This is a genomic window from Capnocytophaga bilenii, from assembly GCF_017565765.1.
In the GTDB taxonomy this organism is placed as follows: domain Bacteria; phylum Bacteroidota; class Bacteroidia; order Flavobacteriales; family Flavobacteriaceae; genus Capnocytophaga; species Capnocytophaga bilenii.
On sequence record NZ_JAGDYP010000002.1, the window covers coordinates 116,651 to 135,518 of the forward strand.

The 18,868-nt window shown below is 39.4% G+C and carries 13 protein-coding genes and 1 pseudogene; 8 read left to right on the forward strand and 6 right to left on the reverse strand.

Features of this window, described 5'->3' with window-relative positions:
- Positions 1-347 precede the first annotated feature (347 nt).
- The 4 genes from J4N46_RS02875 (at position 348) to J4N46_RS02890 (ending at position 8,211) form a co-directional block, all read left to right on the forward strand.
- A complete protein-coding gene (locus tag J4N46_RS02875; RefSeq protein WP_208058100.1) occupies positions 348-2,456 on the forward strand; it encodes a glycoside hydrolase family 97 protein in 2,109 nt (702 codons plus the stop codon).
- Between the two features lie 87 nt (positions 2,457-2,543).
- Positions 2,544-5,483 carry a SusC/RagA family TonB-linked outer membrane protein gene (locus tag J4N46_RS02880; protein ID WP_208058101.1) on the forward strand — a complete coding sequence of 980 codons (2,940 nt, stop codon included), beginning with the start codon at positions 2,544-2,546 and terminating at the stop codon, positions 5,481-5,483.
- Positions 5,484-5,492: 9 nt separating this feature from the next.
- Complete coding sequence (locus J4N46_RS02885; RefSeq protein ID WP_208058102.1) at positions 5,493-7,118, forward strand: RagB/SusD family nutrient uptake outer membrane protein; 1,626 nt, start codon at positions 5,493-5,495, stop codon at positions 7,116-7,118.
- Between the two features lie 13 nt (positions 7,119-7,131).
- Complete coding sequence (locus J4N46_RS02890) at positions 7,132-8,211, forward strand: SusE domain-containing protein (RefSeq protein ID WP_208058103.1); 1,080 nt, start codon at positions 7,132-7,134, stop codon at positions 8,209-8,211.
- Positions 8,212-8,214: 3 nt separating this feature from the next.
- Here J4N46_RS02890 and J4N46_RS02895 read toward each other — a convergent pair whose 3' ends face one another.
- The 3 genes from J4N46_RS02895 to J4N46_RS02905 are packed head-to-tail and all read right to left on the reverse strand — an operon-like array spanning position 8,215 to position 13,402.
- Entirely contained in the window at positions 8,215-8,568 is a 354-nt protein-coding gene (locus tag J4N46_RS02895; protein ID WP_208058104.1) for a DUF488 domain-containing protein, read from the reverse strand.
- Positions 8,569-8,605: 37 nt separating this feature from the next.
- A complete protein-coding gene (locus J4N46_RS02900) occupies positions 8,606-10,357 on the reverse strand; it encodes a TonB-dependent receptor domain-containing protein (RefSeq protein ID WP_208058105.1) in 1,752 nt (583 codons plus the stop codon).
- A 33-nt stretch (positions 10,358-10,390) separates the two neighbouring features.
- A complete protein-coding gene (locus J4N46_RS02905) occupies positions 10,391-13,402 on the reverse strand; it encodes a tetratricopeptide repeat protein (protein ID WP_208058106.1) in 3,012 nt (1,003 codons plus the stop codon).
- A gap of 190 nt (positions 13,403-13,592) precedes the next feature.
- On the opposite strand from J4N46_RS02905, the gene J4N46_RS02910 reads away from it, so the two are divergent.
- The 4 genes and pseudogenes from J4N46_RS02910 (at position 13,593) to J4N46_RS02920 (ending at position 15,667) form a co-directional block, all read left to right on the forward strand.
- Positions 13,593-14,042, forward strand: coding sequence for a hypothetical protein (locus J4N46_RS02910; protein ID WP_208058107.1), 450 nt, complete (start codon positions 13,593-13,595; stop codon positions 14,040-14,042).
- 131 nt (positions 14,043-14,173) lie between these two features.
- Positions 14,174-14,923 carry a helix-turn-helix domain-containing protein gene (locus tag J4N46_RS02915; RefSeq protein WP_208058108.1) on the forward strand — a complete coding sequence of 250 codons (750 nt, stop codon included), beginning with the start codon at positions 14,174-14,176 and terminating at the stop codon, positions 14,921-14,923.
- Positions 14,924-15,059: 136 nt separating this feature from the next.
- Positions 15,060-15,143 (forward strand): annotated as a pseudogene (locus tag J4N46_RS12935) (VOC family protein); the annotation flags it as partial.
- A 104-nt stretch (positions 15,144-15,247) separates the two neighbouring features.
- Positions 15,248-15,667 carry a hypothetical protein gene (locus tag J4N46_RS02920; RefSeq protein WP_208058109.1) on the forward strand — a complete coding sequence of 140 codons (420 nt, stop codon included), beginning with the start codon at positions 15,248-15,250 and terminating at the stop codon, positions 15,665-15,667.
- A 16-nt stretch (positions 15,668-15,683) separates the two neighbouring features.
- Here J4N46_RS02920 and J4N46_RS02925 read toward each other — a convergent pair whose 3' ends face one another.
- The 3 genes from J4N46_RS02925 to J4N46_RS02935 all read right to left on the reverse strand — a co-directional run bounded on the left by J4N46_RS02925 (position 15,684) and on the right by J4N46_RS02935 (position 18,851).
- On the reverse strand, positions 15,684-16,616 hold the full coding sequence (locus J4N46_RS02925; RefSeq protein ID WP_236013596.1) for an IS630 family transposase: 933 nt from the start codon (positions 16,614-16,616) through the stop codon (positions 15,684-15,686).
- Between the two features lie 219 nt (positions 16,617-16,835).
- Positions 16,836-17,114 carry a SemiSWEET family transporter gene (locus J4N46_RS02930; RefSeq protein ID WP_009414673.1) on the reverse strand — a complete coding sequence of 93 codons (279 nt, stop codon included), beginning with the start codon at positions 17,112-17,114 and terminating at the stop codon, positions 16,836-16,838.
- Between the two features lie 513 nt (positions 17,115-17,627).
- Positions 17,628-18,851, reverse strand: a complete 1,224-nt coding sequence (locus J4N46_RS02935) for a hypothetical protein (protein ID WP_208058110.1) — start codon at positions 18,849-18,851, stop codon at positions 17,628-17,630.
- Positions 18,852-18,868: the final 17 nt, after the last annotated feature.

The window sequence follows — 18,868 nt, forward strand, 5'->3', positions numbered from 1 at the left end:
CTTGCAGTTAAACAAAAGTTAAATTTGTGTTTTGATGTACAAACAATTTTCTCTTTTTTATAGAAAAAATTTCTGTCTACAAACGATATAAGAGCAATATAAGAAGAGCGAAGAATTGCCGAAGTATAAACGCCTATTCGCACCACTCGCCTTAATAATTAATTGCTTTTACTTACCTTGTAAGAGAATTATTTTTCAACATTACAAAGCAGAATTTTGTAATCTCCTAATTATCAAATTAGCAAATCAGTCAATTGTTTTTCTTCTTAAAAAATATATAAAATTATTTGGCAGATAAAGAAAAATATCGTAACTTCGCAACCAAATAAACAAAAAGAAGAAAAAAGATGAGAAGAATAATTTTATTGCTGAGCTTTTTGATGCTTCAGCTTACAATGGCACAACAACAAGCTTCTCCCAACGGTGATGTACAGCTCTCTTTTTCGCTTTCAGCTAATGGCACTCCTACCTATAAAGTTAGCTATAAAGGAAAAGAGGTAGTAAAAGAGAGTACGTTGGGGTTCCTTCTAAAAGAAACAGACCCTCTTACTGGTGATTTCAAAGTAGTAAATAGCAAAAAAACTACTTTCAAAGAAACTTGGAAACCCGTATGGGGCGAAGAAAGCGAAATTCTAAACCACTACAACGAACTTTTGGTAGAGCTACGCCAAGAGAAAACCAATCGCTTGATGAATATACGCTTCCGCGTGTATGATGAAGGGGTGGGTTTCCGCTATGAGTTCCCTACACAAAAAGAGCTTACTTATTTTGTGATAGAGGAAGAATTGTCGCAATTTGCAATGGCAGGCGACCATACTGCTTGGTGGATACCCGGTGATTACGATACCCAAGAGTATGATTATATGGAAAGCAAGCTATCTGAAATACGCGGCTTGATGAAACAAGCGGTTACTGAAAACGTATCGCAGTATGCTTTTTCGCCTACAGGCGTACAAACTTCGCTAATGATGAAAACCAATGATGGCTTGTATATCAACCTCCACGAAGCAGCATTGGTAGACTACTCGCTGATGAACCTCAATTTAGATGATAAAAACTTTATCTTCCAATCGTGGCTAACCCCCGATGCTAAAGGTGACAAAGGCTATCTTTATACGCCTACCAAAACTCCTTGGCGTACTATAATGGTGAGCGATGATGCTCGCAAAATATTGGCTTCACGCCTTATCCTCAACCTCAATGAACCTTGCGCTATTGCCGATACTTCTTGGATAAAACCCGTGAAATATATAGGGGTATGGTGGGAAATGATTACAGGCAAAAGCTCTTGGGCTTATACCAACGACTTGCCTACCATAAAATTGGACGAGGTAGATTACAGCAAAGTAAAACCTAATGGAACTCACGCTGCTAATAACCAAAAAGTACGTGCTTATATTGATTTTGCTGCCAAACACGGCTTCGACCAAGTGCTTATAGAAGGCTGGAATATAGGATGGGAAGACTGGTTCGGGCACCGCAAAGATTACGTGTTTGACTTTGTAACGCCTTATCCCGACTTTGACCTCAAAGGGCTTAACGACTACGCGCATTCTAAAGGCGTAAAACTGATGATGCACCACGAAACTTCTGGTTCTACTCGCAACTACGAACGCCACTTGCACCAAGCTTACCAACTGATGAAAGATTATGGTTACAACTCAGTGAAAAGTGGTTACGTAGGTGATATTTTGCCTATAGGAGAGCATCATTATAGCCAATCTACAATTAATCACTATCTTTATGCAATAAAAGAGGCTGCCAAATACAAAATTATGGTAAATGCTCACGAGGCAGTGCGCCCTACGGGTCTATGCCGTACTTATCCTAATATGATAGGCAACGAGTCTGCACGCGGTACTGAATACGAGGCTTTTGGAGGCAACAAACCTTTCCACACTACTATTTTGCCTTTCACCCGCTTGCAAGGGGGACCTATGGACTATACCCCTGGTATCTTCGAAACCGAGATGAAATACGTAAATCCTAACAATAATAGTCAGATACGCAGTACCTTAGCAAAGCAATTGGCGTTGTATGTAACAATGTACAGTCCGTTGCAAATGGCAGCCGATTTGCCTGAAAATTACGACCGCTTCCTCGATGCTTTTCAGTTTATTAAAGATGTACCTGTAGACTGGCAAAAAAGCGAATACTTAGAAGCTGAACCTGGTCGCTACATCACTATTGCGCGTAAAGACAAGCACAGCGATGATTGGTATATAGGTTGTACTGCTTATGAGGGCGGACACGCTTCAGAATTGTTGCTCAGCTTCTTAGATAAGGATAAAAAATACGAAGCTACTATCTATGCCGATGCTAAAGATGCTGATTATATGAAAAATCCGAAGGCATATACAATTACTAAGCAAAAAGTAAATGCTAAAACTAAGCTGAAGCTAACAGCCGCTAAAGGAGGTGGATACGCTATAAGAATTAGCAAATTAGCAAATTAGCGAATGAACAAATTAGCAAATAAACTAATTGGGCGGTATGTACATTTGCTAATTTTCAAATTTTCAAATTTTTCAAATTTTATTTGTATGAAAGTAAAAATGAACAGGCTACTTTATGGAGTAGTATTTTTCTTGTGTGCAAGCCTTATGGGTTATGCACAGCAAATCACTGTGAAAGGAACAGTGAAAGACGCTTCAGGCTTGCCCTTGGCAGCAGCAAGCGTTGTGGTGAAAGGTACCTCACACGGTACTGCTACCGATTTTGATGGGAACTTTGAGCTCACAGCCAATAAAGGCGTTGTACTTGTAGTCTCGTCATTGGGGTATAAAAACCAAGAAGTGACAGTGAAAGGGGCACAGATGAATGTGGTGCTTCAAGAAGAAATGCAACAGTTAGACGATGTGGTAGTTATCGGTTATGGGGTTGCAAAAAAGAAAGACCTTACAGGTTCGGTAAATATGGTTACCGATAAGGATTTTAACAAAGCTCCTGCCGTAAATGCCGACCAGCTAATACAAGGTAAAGTAGCTGGGGTGCAAATGAGCAGTGGTGGTGGAGCTCCTGGTGAAGGACAAAATATCCGCGTACGTGGTAATGGTTCGTTGTCGTTGTCGTCTAACCCACTTATCGTAGTTGATGGGATACCTATGAACGATGGAGGTGTAGGAGGTTCGCGTAGTATTTTCAACTCTATCAATCCGGAAGATATCGAGAGTATGACAGTGCTTAAAGATGCTTCATCTACTGCTATTTTTGGTTCGCGTGCTGCTAATGGGGTAGTAATGATTACTACTAAAAAAGGTAAAATGAACCAAGATTTGAAAATCAGCTTTAATACTAGTATGGCTATTCAGGATGTGAATAAGTATGTAGATGTAATGAATGCTGATCAGTTTCGCGAAACAGTAAAAAGCCTTAACAATCCTTCAGCTACAGCTCTTTTGGGTAATGCTGATACTAATTGGCAAAAAGAAATATACCAAACAGCTCCTATGAGCAATAGTACTCTTATCCTTTCAGGAGCTTACAAAACACTGCCTTATCGCGTATCAGTAGGACATTCGTATGCCGATGGGGTATTGCGCACCGATAACTTTAAGCGTACTAATGCTAAAGTTAGTTTAACGCCTACTTTCTTTGATAGAGCATTGAAACTAGAACTAAATGCCAATGGTACTTATATGCAAAACCGTTTTGCTAATAAAGATGCTATTGGCTCTGCAGTAACCTACGACCCTACCCAGTCGGTATTTGGAGGGCCTGCTAAATACGGCAATTACCATACTTGGATAGATCCTTCTAGTAGAAATCGTTATAATTTGGCTCCTACCAATCCTATGGCATCGCTTGCTTTTCTTGAAGATACTTCAAAAGTATACCGCTTTATAGGAAATGCAAAAGCCGACTATACCTTGCCTTTCTTTAAAGATCTTATCGCAAGCGTAAACTTTGGTATTGACTATAGCAAAGCTGATGGTGATAAAGTTACCGATAATCGTATGCCTACCGCTACCGCAGGTTTTGATGGTGCTAAAACTACTTATACTAATAAGGCTACTAATAAGCTTTTTGATGCTTATTTGAACTATACTAAAGATATTAAAGAAGCTCACAGCTTAGGACTAATGGTGGGACACTCTTACCAGTCATTTGAGTTTGACGATAATAAATGGGATCATTCTTATTATGTGAATAAGGCAGATAATAAAGATATTAACACTATTGATAAAAGTCGCAACGTGTTGATGTCATTCTTTGGTCGTGCTAACTATAGCTATAAAGAAAAATATTTGCTAACAGCTACTCTTCGTGCTGATGCTTCTTCAAAATTATCAAAGAATAATCGTTGGGGCTACTTCCCTTCAGTAGCTTTGGCTTGGAATATCAAAAATGAAACATTCCTAAAAGAAAGCGAGAAAATAAACGACTTTAAATTGCGCTTTGGCTATGGCGAAGTAGGTAACGTAAATGGATTAGGTGATTATATCTCATATACAAACTATACACGCAGCCAAGATGGGGCTTCATACCAATTTGGCAATCGCTTTTACCAAAACTATCGCCCAGAGGTTACTAATAAAAACCTTCGCTGGGAGCGAGGAAATACCCTCAATGCTGGTATCGACTTTGCGCTGTACAACAACTTGATAACAGGTACTTTAGATGTATATAGAAAAATCACTAAAGATTTGATAGCTAATACAGCTATAGACCCTTTTACTAACTTCCGAAACCGCGTAAATGCCAATGTAGGTGATATGGAAAACAAAGGGGTAGAATTTGGTGTTACAGTTACTCCTATACGCGATACCGAAAAGAATATCCGCTGGAGCTTAAATTACAACGTGTCGTATAACGATAACAAGATTACACGTATGCCAGACGACCAACCTACAGGTGGTATTCAGGGAGGCAATGGTAATAAAGTACAACTGCATCGCGAGGGTTATACACCTAGTGCTTTTTATGTATATCAACAAGTATATGACGCGCAAGGAAAACCTATAGAAAATACTTTCGTTGATAGAAATAATGATGGGAAGATTGATGCTAAAGACCGTTACCTCTATAAATCGCCTTTTGCTCCTGTAACTATGGGCTTCGGTACCGACCTTACCTATAAAAATTGGGATTTGAACATTACTACTCGTGCCAACATCGGTAACTATGTATATAACAACACCCAATCGCGTTTAGACCAATCTACAGAAATAACAGCTAATAATATACTATCAAACGTAAAGGCTAATTATAACGATACAAGATTTGTTCGTCATGACGACCATTCTTGGTTTAGCGATTTGTATGTGGAAAATGCATCCTTCTTCAAAGTAGATAATGTTACTCTTGGATATACTTTCCCAGGTACTGATAAGATGTACATCCGACTTTATGGTACCGTGCAAAACGTACTGACACTTACCAAATACAGCGGTTTAGACCCTGAAGTATTTGGAGGTATAGATAATAATTTCTATCCTCGCCCACAAACCTACTTGGTAGGGCTTAATATTAACTTTAAATAGTAAATGCAGATGAAAAAATATATTATACATAGCGTTTTGGGGCTTACAATGGCACTTACGCTTAGTGCTTGTATGAAAGACTTAGACCAAGAACCTATAGACCCAGATAGCGTTACCGAAATAGAAGTGTACAAAAATGCAACTGAAGCAAGAGGAGCTTTAACTAAAATCTATGCGGCGATGTCGCTCACAGGTCAAAAAGGACCTCACGGAGCTGCTGACATTGATGCTGAAGACGAAGGAGAAAATGGTTATTTGCGTAATTTGTTTTATGTACAAGAGTTTAGTACTGATGAGGCTATGACTGTTTGGACTGACGGAGGGGCGCTTTCTTTCCACGCTATGGATTGGACATCTTCTAATAAGTTTATCAATATGTACTACAATCGTTTAGGACAACAGATAATGTTTGCTAATTCGTTTATTGATAATGCTCAGCCTTTGGCTGCTGATAGAGAAGTACAATATTATATAGCCGAAGCGCGTTTCTTGCGTGCTTATGCCTATTATAACCTCATAGACGCTTTTGGGAAAGCTCCTTTGCTAACTTCATCAAGTGTTGAGGAGAAACCTTTTCAAAAAAGTAGGGTAGAGCTTTTCAACTTTGTAGAAAGTGAACTAAAAGATTTGGAAACTAAACTAAAAGCTGCAGGGAGTAATGAATATGGGCGTGTAGATGCTGCTGCTGCACAGGCTTTATTAGCGCGTTTGTATTTGAATGCCAAAGTATATACAGGCGTAGAACGCTATACCGATTGTGTTACGTATGCTAAAAAGGTAATCAATACAAGTTATCGTCTTCACACCACCGACCGCAATAACAATGGTACTGCTTATGACGATTTGTTTCTTGCCGATAACGACCGCAATGATGCTCAAAACGAATTTATATTTGTGGTTAGTTGTGATGGTTTAAATACTAAGTCGTATAGTAGTGCTACTTTTCTCATCCACGCAGCTATCGGGGGTACTGTGCCTGCAGCAGCCTTAGGAATGAATGGAGGCTGGAATGGAACAACTACCACCAAAGAGTTTGTAAATAAATTTGAAGTACAAGATAGAAATTCTAAAAGCGAACCTACCTCTTGGAAGGATAAGCGCGCTATGTTCCATACCGATGGACAAAGTTTTGAATCACAAAATCTTACTAATTTTCAAAAATCAGGTTATGCAGTAACTAAGTTTAAAAATATAACCTCTCAAGGTCAACCAGGGAAAGACCCTGCTAAGGAATTTGCAGATACTGATTTGCCTATTATTCGTTTAGCCGAAGTGTATCTTACTTATGCAGAAGCAGTACTACGTGGTGGTACAGGAGGCGATAGGGCTACTGCTTTAGATTACATCAATCAGCTGCGCACTCGTGCCTATGGCAATGCTTCAGGCAATATAACTGATACTCAGCTTACTTTAGATTTTATCTTAGATGAGCGTGCTCGTGAGCTTTACTGGGAAGGGCTTCGCCGTACCGACCTTATCCGCTATGATAAGTTTACTACCAATAGCTACTTATGGTCGTTTAAAGGAGGAGCAATTTCAGGGGTAGCAGTACCTGCATTCCGCAATATATTCCCTATCCCCGATGATGCGCGTAGTGCAAATAGTAACTTACAACAAAACCCAGGCTACAATTAATAAAGAGAATACTATGAAAAATATTTTAAAATCAATATTATTGCTATCGGGGCTTACCTTATGGGTGGCTTGCGAGAAAGACGAAGAAAAAGCAATACTAAATGCGGATGCTAAAGTAGTTTCAGAGCTATCAGCCTCATCAGTAGTGCTTGAAAAAACGCAATCGAATACAACTGCACTTACTGTAAAATGGGAGACTAAGAACTTTAATATCCTATTAAAGAAATCCTATTCGTTAGAGTTTGTAAATGGTGATAAAACAAAAGTACTTTCAGTAGAACACTCTCCTTTGGAAATCAAGGGTAAAGAGCTTAACGATTATGCTTTAGCTATAGGTTTGGCACCAGAAGAAGCTACTAGGATCAAAGTACTTGTAAAAGCACTCCTTAGTGACCAGCGAAGTTTGGTTTCTGAGCAATCTCTTACCATTACTCCTTACCCCGATGCGCTTAAACCTAGTGAATGGAGCGTGGTAGGTGCATTTACTGAAGGCGGATGGAAAGAAGATAGAGGTATTCCTTTCTGGAATTACGAAGGAGATAAGTTGGCTACTTACATCACACTTCCTGGAGGTAATCCTGAAGGAAGAGAGTTTAAATTTGTGAAAAATAAGAAATGGGATGGTTCTTTGGGTGATGACCAAAATGATGGAGTAGTAACTGCAGGGGATGATAATATCAATAAAAAGGTTAAAACATACTTAGCAGGTACTTATCAGGTGATTTTCAATCCAAAAGATAATACTTATCAGATGAACACACCTTATTCTTGGGGGCTTGTAGGTGATTTTAACAATTGGGGAAATCCACTTCATAACGGCACTATACTTCCTGATAAGCCTATGACCTATGACGGCAATACCAATACTTGGGTGTTGAAAGATATGGTGTTAACTCAAGAAAGTGGTGTTAAAATTCGTTTAAATAGTTCGTGGAGCGTGAATATAGGTGTTGATGCCGATGACGATACCACCAACTTAGAAGGTGCTGCCAAAGCTGGTGGTAAAAATATTAAACTACCTGCAGGTACTTATGATATAGTGTTCTCTTTCAATATAGAAAACAAAGGTACTTATAAGATAGTACGAAAATAAGAACTATAAACAACAATAATTTTTAATAGCCTGCATAAGAATAGGCAACGCACTTTTATCAATCACCTTGCTCGCAGTGAGCAAGGTGATTTTTTTATGTGCTTTTAGTTGTTCGCAAAAAGGAGCAAAGGCAGCATTGGTAGCCAACTCTTCGCTGTAGTCTTTTTTAAAGGCTTCGTAATCGTTGTCTTGGTGATAACGCTGCCTCAGTAGAGTAGAGGGGGCAATATCTTTCGCCCAAAGGTCTAATGCCAAAGCCTCTTTTTTGATGCCACGAGGCCAAAGCCTATCAGCAAGAACGCGAAAACTATCGCTGTCATCTTGCTCGTTATATACACGGCTTAATGTAATTTCCATAGTATTTAGTATATAATCGTTCGTTATAGATTGCGGCTTATTTCTTTCCAAGTCCGAACAAAAAGCGTAAGCCCCCGTATATCTGTAAGCCTTGCGAATGGTAATAAGCCCACAATTCGTGGTTTTTAGCACTCAAATTATTGGCTTTCGCAAATAGCTGGAAGTGCTTGTTCAGCGTATAGTCGGCGTGCAGATTTACATCTATATAACCATTTAGCGTGATTTTTTTAGGCTCAATAGTGCCTATTAGGTAATCCAAGTCGTAGCGATTGCCTATATAGAAAATGTCAATCCCTGCAAATAAGTTAGGCAATATTTTAAAATCGCTGTATAACGACACCTGTATTTGTGGCAAATTCCAAGCAATGTGCTCATATTGGTTATCAGCCTTGTAATAGTTGTATTTGCCTTCCAAAGTAAAGAAAAAGAACTCTTTTAGGTTACCTTCCATAGCTACTTTTCCTTCAATTTCGCTTACCCTGTCATACACTACCCCAAAAGCGTTGTAGTATTGGTAAGGCAGAGGATTGTTGGGGTCTATAGGGCGTTCGGTAAAAGTAGTGATGAGCGGTTTTTCTTTGCTCAGCCTATAGCTACCCTGCACGCGGTATTGCAAGCCCGTAGCCACCTTGCCATTAATGCCCACAAAGGCATCAGCTTGCACATTGGTAGGTTTCAGTTCCAGCATTGGGGCTAAATAAGGATTGCGCTCGCTTAGTTTGGATAGTGTATTTTGCTGCATTGTTCCTTTTATGCCCCCGTGTAGTATCGCATCGGGGGTGAGAGCGTACGAGGCTTCCACATCGGGGTAAGCCTTAAATTTGTCATCATCAGTTTGGTTGGCATCTACGTATAGCATAGAAACTCCCAATTTGGCTGATAAGTTCCCTGCTTTTAGGTGATAAGCAGGTTGTACCCCAAAGAGCATCCAGCGGTTTTTAATCTCATTCACAAAGTTATCTTGCCTTGTAAAGTTTCCTTCGTAATAGTCAAATAGCAATTTTCCTTGCACCTGTTGCCCATCAATGAGTGGCACTTCAAACGAAGGTTTTACTTTTAGGTTTACCTCTTGGCTATTAAAGCTATCCGAAAGTGCATCTACCGAGAAGTCGAACCCTTTGAAGTAAGGATTTGCCCATTGCAAATAGGCGTTACCCCCATAGTTAGTGTAAGCCTGCTGCATATCGCTTATTTTATCTATCAGGAACGTTTTGCTGAACACATCAGGGCGTATGCCGTAGTAGTTGTGCATTCGCCTGCCAAGGTAGCCGTTGATGCCCCAAATAAGCGCTTCATTTTGGTAGTTATAGCCCAGCGTACCTTTGGTATTGGCATAGTTCGTTTCAGGCAAAGCGTCAGGCACATCGCCGTTGCTCGACAAATGGTCGGCTACTAACGAAATCTTACTATTTTCGTTCAAGTCGTAGGTAATGTTAGCCTCGCCCATTAGCGTATTTAGCAACCCTAGCCCTGCACCTATATATGAGTTTAGGTAATCCTCGCGAACAGTGCGTTTTTCTATAGGGGCAGCTTTTCCTTTTTCAGGCACAAAGGTAGAAGCTACAGGCACCGAGTTGAAAGTATACTTTATCGTCTTCTTTTTCACCGTGATAGAGTCGTTTTTTATTTTTACTTCATCACGTTTTTTATAAGCGTCGGCTATAGTAGGGGCATATGATTTTACCACATCCACCACCTTTGTTGTTAGGCTGTCCTTTCGGCTTTGCGCACTTAGTATCATAGGGAGTGCCAGAGCCCACAAGCAGATATATATTCTATAATTAGTCATTATTATTTTGTTCTTATGGTTATAAAATTAATCCTATTGCTTTACCGATGAGTTAGTTTTGGCTGTTTCGGCTTTTATGGCAGCCAATTCTTTTTTAGCTTCAGCTACTATTTCGGGCATATCTTTAAAGCTTTTTGCTACGCTTTCAAGTACATAAGTAGCCTGATAGCTGTCTTTTTGCCCATAAAAGTTCTTAGCCATCACGATAAGGCTTTTGGCAGCGTATTCTTTTTGTGCCCCATAGTCTTTAGCAATTCGTTGCACTACTTCGTTAGAGGCTTTGTAATCTTTATCTTTATTTTTGTAATAAGCATCGTAATACAAGGCTTCTGCAGCCACGTTCTTGTTTTCGGTGCCTGTTTTTTCCACCTCTTTGTAGTATTTACGAGCCTGAGCATCATCGCCTTTTTTGAAGTAAGTACGAGCCAATACCACATAAGCATCAGCCTTTACGCGCTCATCTATTTGCTTGTCGGCTAATACCTTGTTGGCATATTCGTTAGCCTTGTCATATAGATTTTCGTTATAGCACACACGCATTAGGTTACTGCGAGCAAAGGTGCGGTTTTGGCTGATAGTCGCTCTTTTTTCAAGCTCTTCCAAGTAAGGTTTAGCCTTTAGGTAGCTGCCGGCATCTAATAGTATTTGGCACACGCGCACCAATGATTGTTCGCTGAAGTCGTTAGAACTACTCTTGTACACTTTCTCAAAATAAGTGAGAGCGTTGGCTTTGTTACCCTTGTTGAAGTACGATTGCGCCAAGTAAAATTCGGCATTGGTACGTCTCATTCCGTTAGGGTACTGTTTGATGTATTTTTCAAAACCAGCAATAGCCTCATCTAAGTTGTTTTGCAAATATTGTCGTTCTGCCGATTCGTAAGTGGCTGCTTCAAGTTCCAAATTGGTAACCTCTACATAGCCCAAGCTCTTTGCCCAAGCGGCATATTCATTCACCTGACCCATATCTACATAAATCATCTTTGCCGAAGCCACCGCCTGCGAAGCCTCATTTGTATTGGGGTAATCTTTAGCAATTGTTTTGAATAGTTGTAAGGCTTTTTGCTCTTCACCTCTGCTATAGTACACCAATCCTTGTCGTAATAGCACACGAGGCACTAATACATTTCCTTTGTAGTTTGTAGAAAGCTGCTCGTAATATTCCATACCTTTGGACATATTTCCTTGCGTTACGTAGGTACTACCCAATTCGTATAGCGCATTGGGGCGCAAGTTTGAGTCGGGGTAGTTTTTTATAAACTTTTCCAACTCCTCAATTTTGTTATTAGCACGGTCTACAAAACCATAGCTAATAGCCTTTTGGTATGCAGCGTAATCCTGATTCTCGGTTTTTGCTTCTATCAGTTTGTTGTAGCCCTCCATTGCAGGCCAGTACTTACCGGTTACAAAATACGAATCTGCCAATCGCAACATTGCATCTTGTTTCCAAGCCTCATCTTTAGGGCTTTGTTTCAAATAATTTTCAAAGTTTGTGATAGCATTAGCGTATTGGTGTTGGTTGAAATAGCTATAAGCCAAGCTGTAATACACCTTGCTGTATTCATCAGTTTTTGTTGCCGAAGGATTTGCTAAGAATTTGTCGAAGAATGTTGTAGCTTTGCTGAAGTTTTTTAGCTGATAAGCACTTTCACCAGCCCAGTAAGCCGCACGAGCCGAGATAGTGCTGTTATCGGTAATAGCACGTTCCAAATACTTAAGAGCTTCGGTGTATTGCTGATCGTTGAACAGTTCCGCACCCCTGTAGAAAGCTACTTTTTTGTAAAGCTCCTTATCCTTTGCATCGGTTGATTTTTCTAATATACTTATTGCAGCCTCATAGTTGCCCGATGAGATATACGAATCTACTAGTAGCGATTGTATTTCTTCCTTGTTGTCTTTAGGATAAGCTTTGGCATAGCCCATTAGTACCGAAGGCACTGCTTCATAAGCATTTCCTATTTCATAGCTCAAGCGAGCGTAGTTTAGGTAAGCATCTTTTTTTATTTGCTCGTCAAAAGCCATTTGCGAAGCATTTCTAAAAGCGTTTAGAGCCTCTTGCTTTTTATTGGTTTTTAGGTAGCATTCTGCCAAGTGGTAGTAAGCATTTTGGGCTACTTCATCATTCCCGTCTATAATCTTGTTAAATTGCGAGATAGCTCCCTCGTAATCGTTGTTTTTGTAGAACGCATACCCCATATAATAATAGTCGGTATTAGAAAGTTTCCCTTTTTTGCCTTTGTACAACATCAGGTGAGGCAAAGCCTCTTGGTATTTTTTAAGGTTGAAGTAACTTTCACCCACAATTTTGTGCAGTTCCGAAATTTCTTGTGCATTTTTTGTTTTGGCGAGTTGTTTTTCGCCTTCCTCAATAGCGTCATCGTACAACGCCTGACTGAAGTACATATTTGCCTGAAAATAGCTCACATTCTTATCACTATCGTTAGCACTTAGTTCGCCAAATAGCTTTTCAGCTTTTTGGTAGTCATCGGCATCGTAAGCCATATAGCCCAAGTAGTATTTAGCATCGTTGCCGTAAGTGCTACTGTTTTGCACCGCCTCAAAGTGTGAGCGCGATTCGCTTTGTTTGTCCAATGTAAAAAGAGCATATCCCTTTTGGAAGTTTAATTTTTCTTTTTCGGCACTATTTAGCCTGAGTGGGTCTACAGAGGCATACCATTCTAAGGCTTCTGTATAATTTCCTTGTTCGTAATAAAGGTTTGCCATTTGCAAATAAGCATCGGCACTTAGTGGCGACTCGGGGTGGCTTGTAATAAACTTATTTACCAAAGTTTCAGCCCCCTTTTGTCCCAAAATAGCAGCGATTGTAGCCACATAATATTCACTTTGAGTGCGTATCGTTTTATCAGAACCATTGTTCATCGTTTCCCTAAAGATAAGCTGAGCAGGCTGATAAAGCTTTCGCACAGATAGTCCCAACCCTTTTTGATACCGTTGTTGTGCATTGGTATCGCTTGAGGTTTCTTGTGCTATCAAAGTACCACTACTTATCAATACCCATACCATTAGTAAGAAAAATCGCTTCTTCATAAATATATTTTTTTGAATAATTGCTGCAAAGATACAAAATAATGTTTAATGGATAATGATTAATGCTTAAAAGTTTGCTTAATATTGAGTCGAAACTGAGTTATGTTATCCTTGCTCTTCCTTAGTTACAATTTTGCTCATTTGCTCATTTGTTGTATCTTTGCGTGAAGAATTAATAAATACAATTTCTATGAAAAACATTTTTTTATTCTGTTTAGCCCTTGTGGGCTTTGCAGCAACAGCACAGACCTATGAATTTAAGGTCGTAACAGCAGTAGAATCGGTAGTGCCTTCTGGTATGGGGCGTTCACGCTTGATTTCGACTAATGAAGAGCGCAATTACAAAGATTTTACCACTACCCGCTCCGAAGAAGGCGATGAGCGCAATAAAAGCGACCGCGATGAGATTCGCGTAAAAGGCTTTGACGAAACCAAGTTGCTGAACTTTTTCAATATTGCGGGGATTCGCTTCCAAAATATCGCTGCCAACGATGCCCTTATCACTTCCAAACTCAATGCGATGAGCGAAGAAGGCTGGGAACTAGCCTTCGTTACCAGTGGTGTAGAAAGCAATTCAGGCAAAGAAGATTCTACAGGGCTTTTTATCACCCGTTTTGTGTTCAAACGTTTGAAGAAATAGCTGTTTTACGCTTCCCCTTTTGCGCCACACACTTTGGCAAACTCTTAAAGTTTGCCAAAGTTAATTACTCTTTGAAACGCTAATCAATACCGCAGCTTGTGCACTTATCGCTTCGTTCCTATTATCACCCTATGCAATCCGTTATTCCTGCGGAAGAAAAAGAGGTTACTTATACCGAGTTTCTTCCGTGTGAGGCTTTGCGTTCGTTTATTTATTGCTATTGGGAACTGAAATCACCTCCGCGTAACACGCCTTTTTGCTACCGAGTAGTTGCCGATGGCTGCATCGACCTGTTTTTTGAATGCAACGCCCCACAGATGAGTTCCCTTATGGGCTATTGCAATACGTATGTAGAGATTCTTATAACGGGGGCTTTTCATTATGTGGGGGTTCGCTTTTTGCCTAGTGCCTTTCCGCTACTTTTCGGTCAGGATGCTTTTGAAATCAGCGCACAAGAAATACCCTTGCGCGAGGTACTGCCTGCACTGGCTACTTATATTGCTCAGCAGTTGGAAATTCCCCTTTCGTTAGCTGCCATTGCACAGCACTTGGACAACTATTTTCTTCGCCACCTATCACAACGCCCTTTGCAGACGGACAACCGCTTTTTCTCCGCCCTTTTGCAGATATTGCAAAGCAAAGGGAGCATACACATCAGTCAGTTAGATACCGGTATCAGTACCCGACAGTTGCGCCGCCTTTTCGACTACTACATAGGCGATAGTCCTAAAGCTTTTAGCAATATTGTGCGCTTTCAGCATATACTAAGTACAAAAGCCTATCACAACCATTCTTTTTTAGACACCTATTACGACCAAGCCCACTTTATCAAATCGTTTAAAACATTCTATGGCGATACCCCGAGTAAGGTGTTAGGCTGAAGAATGTCCGTTTTTTACAATCGTATTCCCTGCGCTTGCGGTACTTTTGCCCCCGAATAACAAATATATTATCAGAATGAAATTAAACGCAGGTATTATCACCGAGAAATTAGCTGAGAGCAAGGATTTCTAATAAGAGCCTTGGGGCGACCGCCATTTTGCCATTGTAGATCCTAACGGCATCGATATAGATATCGTAACCTATTCCGCCCCTGAGTAAAAATGAAAATCCTCACTGAAAGAAAAATCTATCAGTGGGGATTTTTTTATTAGAAAATTATTTACTACTTTTGCACTCATCATTCGTAATTCGTCATTAAAATTATGCCTCATACCTCTTCATTACTTTGCAAGGCAATTATAATAGAGACTATAGTTGTTGTTATTTCAGTATATATATTAGGAACAATCTATGGCGGAACAGATGCAGCTGGTTCAATTATAGGAATCATCTTTATCCCCCTACTTGCAGGAGTAATTCCCTCTTTCTTAATAGCTAAAATCATAGAAAAGCACATAAAACTCACTTCTAAAAACCCAATAATAGGTGTTCTTCTATTTTTTGTACTCACCTTTATTTCCGTAAATATAGGCGCTATAGTTTTCAGTTTTTTAAAAGATGGTGAATGGATTGAAAGACATCATTTATATGAAATAGGAGAAGCATTCTTCTATTCCTGTGGTATACAAACCTTAGGGGTAGCCATTTGGTTAGGAATAAAACTCCTGACTTGTCCGGATTAGTGCGACAAATTTATAGTCAAAAAGAAATGGTTTGCGAATTTATCAAACGGAAATTGAGAGTTAGAAGTGACTCTAACTCCTTTTTATAAGTATGTATATTATCAAAGAAATTCCTTATAGCATCTCGGAATTCTGTCTTGTTCCGATAGAAACCCGTATTGATTACTTTTTTTCGTAAGAATTTCCACAAGTGCTCTATTAAATTGAGGTTCGGAGAGTATGGAGGCAAGAAAATTTGCTTGATTCTATTATCTTCTACCCAGTTTTGAAGCTCTTTATTGTGATAATAGCGAGCATTATCGGATATAATATAAATATTTTTAGCGTTTGGATGCTTTTTAAGAGCTAATTCGTAAAGTTCTTTTGTTGATTCTGCATTAACGCATTCACAATCAAGAGCTATTACATCTGTAACATCATAAGCATTAAGCAAACCATTGATATTCACTCTATCACGTCCACTAACTGTTGGTTGTTGAAACTCTTTACCTTTCTCTATCCAAGCATAAGTGGAACGGCTGTTGTGCGTAGGATGAACACCATCGGCAAAATACACCACATCCCCTTCTTCCTTTTCTTGAAGAATTTTAGAGAGCGCTTCAGCAAATAGTTTTTGTTTTAAAGGATCCGCCTCACAAGGCACTTCGGTTGTTTTCTTGTAGGAAAAACCAATTCTGTTAAGTAAATCAGCCATTCCTTGTGGAGTATAGGTAACTTCAAAAGTGTCTTTAACCCATTGAGATACTTGTTTTGCATCTGTATAAAGATGTGTGCGTAACTCTTGTTTTAAGGATTCTATTTGAAAAATATTAAGCAGACCTTGATAACCTTTATAACGATTCTCAAGAAGTTTATCTAGTCCTCCTTCAAGATATAAGGAACGATAACGATAAGTAGTAGAAATATCTATACCCAAGCAATCAGCAACAAAAATAGGAGTATTGCCCATAGAAAGCATCAAAATGCAGGTAACTCGGGCATAATCCAGCGACCTTGCAAGTTGCGTTGGAGCTTTCTAAGTTCCTCTATTTCTGTTGGTGATAATGTTAGTTCCATAGACAGTGCAAAGATAATAAATCTTTTATTTATTCGCAATCTAAATATATTCCAATGTAGGGATTAGTGATCGTTTTTGCTTTTGCCGAAAAAGCAGAAACATACAGTAGCTTTAAAGTGAAGTAATAAAAGTTAAGAATCCTAAAACTACCCCTACCAAATTGGGGATAATGAGAATATAATCTGGCTTAGGCTCTTTTGTCCAGCCATACACCACCCAGATAAGACAAGACCCAGCTGCAAACAAAGGTTGCCAAGGTTGTGCTTTGTGCCCCTCTAAGTTGGCCATAATTTGAGGAATATAGGCTACAAATACAGCCACTCCTATAAAGGCTCCTATGGAACCTATAAGCAAATTAATTTTTTGCTTGATATTTCTTTTTTCGTTCATAATAATATGGTTTTCTGCAAAGATAGTAATAATTTGCGATTTTACAAAGAAACTTCAAAAATAATTAGAAACATTTTTATTTTACACTCTGCGTAACGAAGCCTATAATCTCCGAATATAAGGGTCTTCCACTACATCAATAATAGCTAAAATATCAGCTGGAATACGCATTGATGAGTGAGTAATATTAAGCTTTTTTGTCAATTTCTATAGTCAAAAAGAAATGGTTTGCGAATTTATCAAAATGCAGGTAACTCGGGCATAATCCGAGCGACCTTGCAAGTTGCGTTGGAGCTTTCTAAGTTCCTCTATTTCTGTTGGTGATAATGTTAGTTCCATAGACAGTGCAAAGATAATAAATCTTTTATTTATTCGCAATCTAAATTTGTTTGACTATAATTCGGTTGCTTTTGCCCATAAAGTGATGAGCATTGTTTCAGGTATTTTGTTCATAAAGCTTACGAATTAGAATCAAGGCCTGTCGAACGTGTCAAACAGGCCTGATTTCGAGAGTTAGAACTCGTGAAAGAACGCTGGGTTGCCTACAGTGGTTAGTATTTGCTCTATTGTACCAGTAGCGGGGTCGTACAAAAATAGTCCGCGTTTATCAGTACCAAAGGCAGCAAATACAGCTTTATCCTTGTACTTGCTGATGAATACACTATACCCATCGGTAAGAGGTATGCCTTCTATTTGCTTAATAGTTTTAGCATTAAGGTCTATAATAACAGCCATCGAGCTTTTGGCAGTATAAGGGTTTGCCGTATAGAGTTCAGAAATACCTACATAAGCAGCTACTTTGCCGCTACCCATATACTGTGCGTTAAGTACGCAAGCGGGTTTATAGGTAGTACCTTCAATAGTGGTGGTAGATATATCCCACGTTTTGGCAGTATCAAATTCTGTTTCCGATACAGTGTTAGCATTTGGTATGCATATAAATCCACTTTTTTTATTAGCAGGGTTGAAGCCAAAATATCCTACAGTAGCTATATACAGGTCTTTTGTTTCGGTAACGAACATCATTCCTCTACACTGAGCCATAGGGCGTGTAGGGAAAGTAAGTCCTGAAGTAGTTTCAGAAATTACTTTTTCTACTACGTCTGTTTGTGGGTTGATGATAGCCACATCACATTGTAGGTAGTCAGCGTAAGGTTGCCAACCACCACCTGGGTTTATTTGGGTAAGGCTTAGGTAGTATTTACCGTTGTGTAGTATACCCATAGCAGGGTCGGGACTGGTATCGCCGTGAGCGTATTTAGTAAGACTTATTTCACCTTTCTTTTCCAAAGTTTGTGGGTTGATAATCCACACAACGCCTATACCGTACAGAGGTAGATATGCTTTGGTAGGACTAACGATGGTTAGGTTTCCTACCATTGAGTTAGCAGGTGTCGATAGGTTAGCTTTTTTAGTAAAGCGTTTGGTAGAGGGGTCGTAGGTATAAAGGATTACGCCTCCGGTACTTTTGATAGTATCGAATAGGTAGATGTTATTACCTTCTACCTGAACAGAGCTACCAAACTCTACCTGCTCTGCCAAGCTATTATCAATAGTGCCCGACAGCGAGCCGAAAAGCTGTAAGTATGAGCTACCACTCATACCATCATTGGTTAATGAGGTTTCGAGGAGGTAGTTACCCATTCCTCCTTTAAGGATAGTTTCGGGAGTGTCTTCTTTTTTGCAAGACACAGCGATGAGTGCTAATGAGCACAAGGTTAAGATTGATTTTTTCATGGTTTTATATGTTTTTG

Coding starts and splice junctions, on each gene's coding strand:
- J4N46_RS02930 (WP_009414673.1), bottom strand. CDS start 17,114: ATGAACGAAAAAAGAAATATCAAGCAAAAAATTAATTTGCTTATAGGT.
- J4N46_RS02925 (WP_236013596.1), bottom strand. CDS start 16,616: ATGGGCAATACTCCTATTTTTGTTGCTGATTGCTTGGGTATAGATATT.
- J4N46_RS02880 (WP_208058101.1), top strand. CDS start 2,544: ATGAAAGTAAAAATGAACAGGCTACTTTATGGAGTAGTATTTTTCTTG.
- J4N46_RS02910 (WP_208058107.1), top strand. CDS start 13,593: ATGAAAAACATTTTTTTATTCTGTTTAGCCCTTGTGGGCTTTGCAGCA.
- J4N46_RS02890 (WP_208058103.1), top strand. CDS start 7,132: ATGAAAAATATTTTAAAATCAATATTATTGCTATCGGGGCTTACCTTA.
- J4N46_RS02905 (WP_208058106.1), bottom strand. CDS start 13,402: ATGAAGAAGCGATTTTTCTTACTAATGGTATGGGTATTGATAAGTAGT.
- J4N46_RS02915 (WP_208058108.1), top strand. CDS start 14,174: ATGCAATCCGTTATTCCTGCGGAAGAAAAAGAGGTTACTTATACCGAG.
- J4N46_RS02895 (WP_208058104.1), bottom strand. CDS start 8,568: ATGGAAATTACATTAAGCCGTGTATATAACGAGCAAGATGACAGCGAT.
- J4N46_RS02900 (WP_208058105.1), bottom strand. CDS start 10,357: ATGACTAATTATAGAATATATATCTGCTTGTGGGCTCTGGCACTCCCT.
- J4N46_RS02875 (WP_208058100.1), top strand. CDS start 348: ATGAGAAGAATAATTTTATTGCTGAGCTTTTTGATGCTTCAGCTTACA.
- J4N46_RS02920 (WP_208058109.1), top strand. CDS start 15,248: ATGCCTCATACCTCTTCATTACTTTGCAAGGCAATTATAATAGAGACT.
- J4N46_RS02885 (WP_208058102.1), top strand. CDS start 5,493: ATGAAAAAATATATTATACATAGCGTTTTGGGGCTTACAATGGCACTT.
- J4N46_RS02935 (WP_208058110.1), bottom strand. CDS start 18,851: ATGAAAAAATCAATCTTAACCTTGTGCTCATTAGCACTCATCGCTGTG.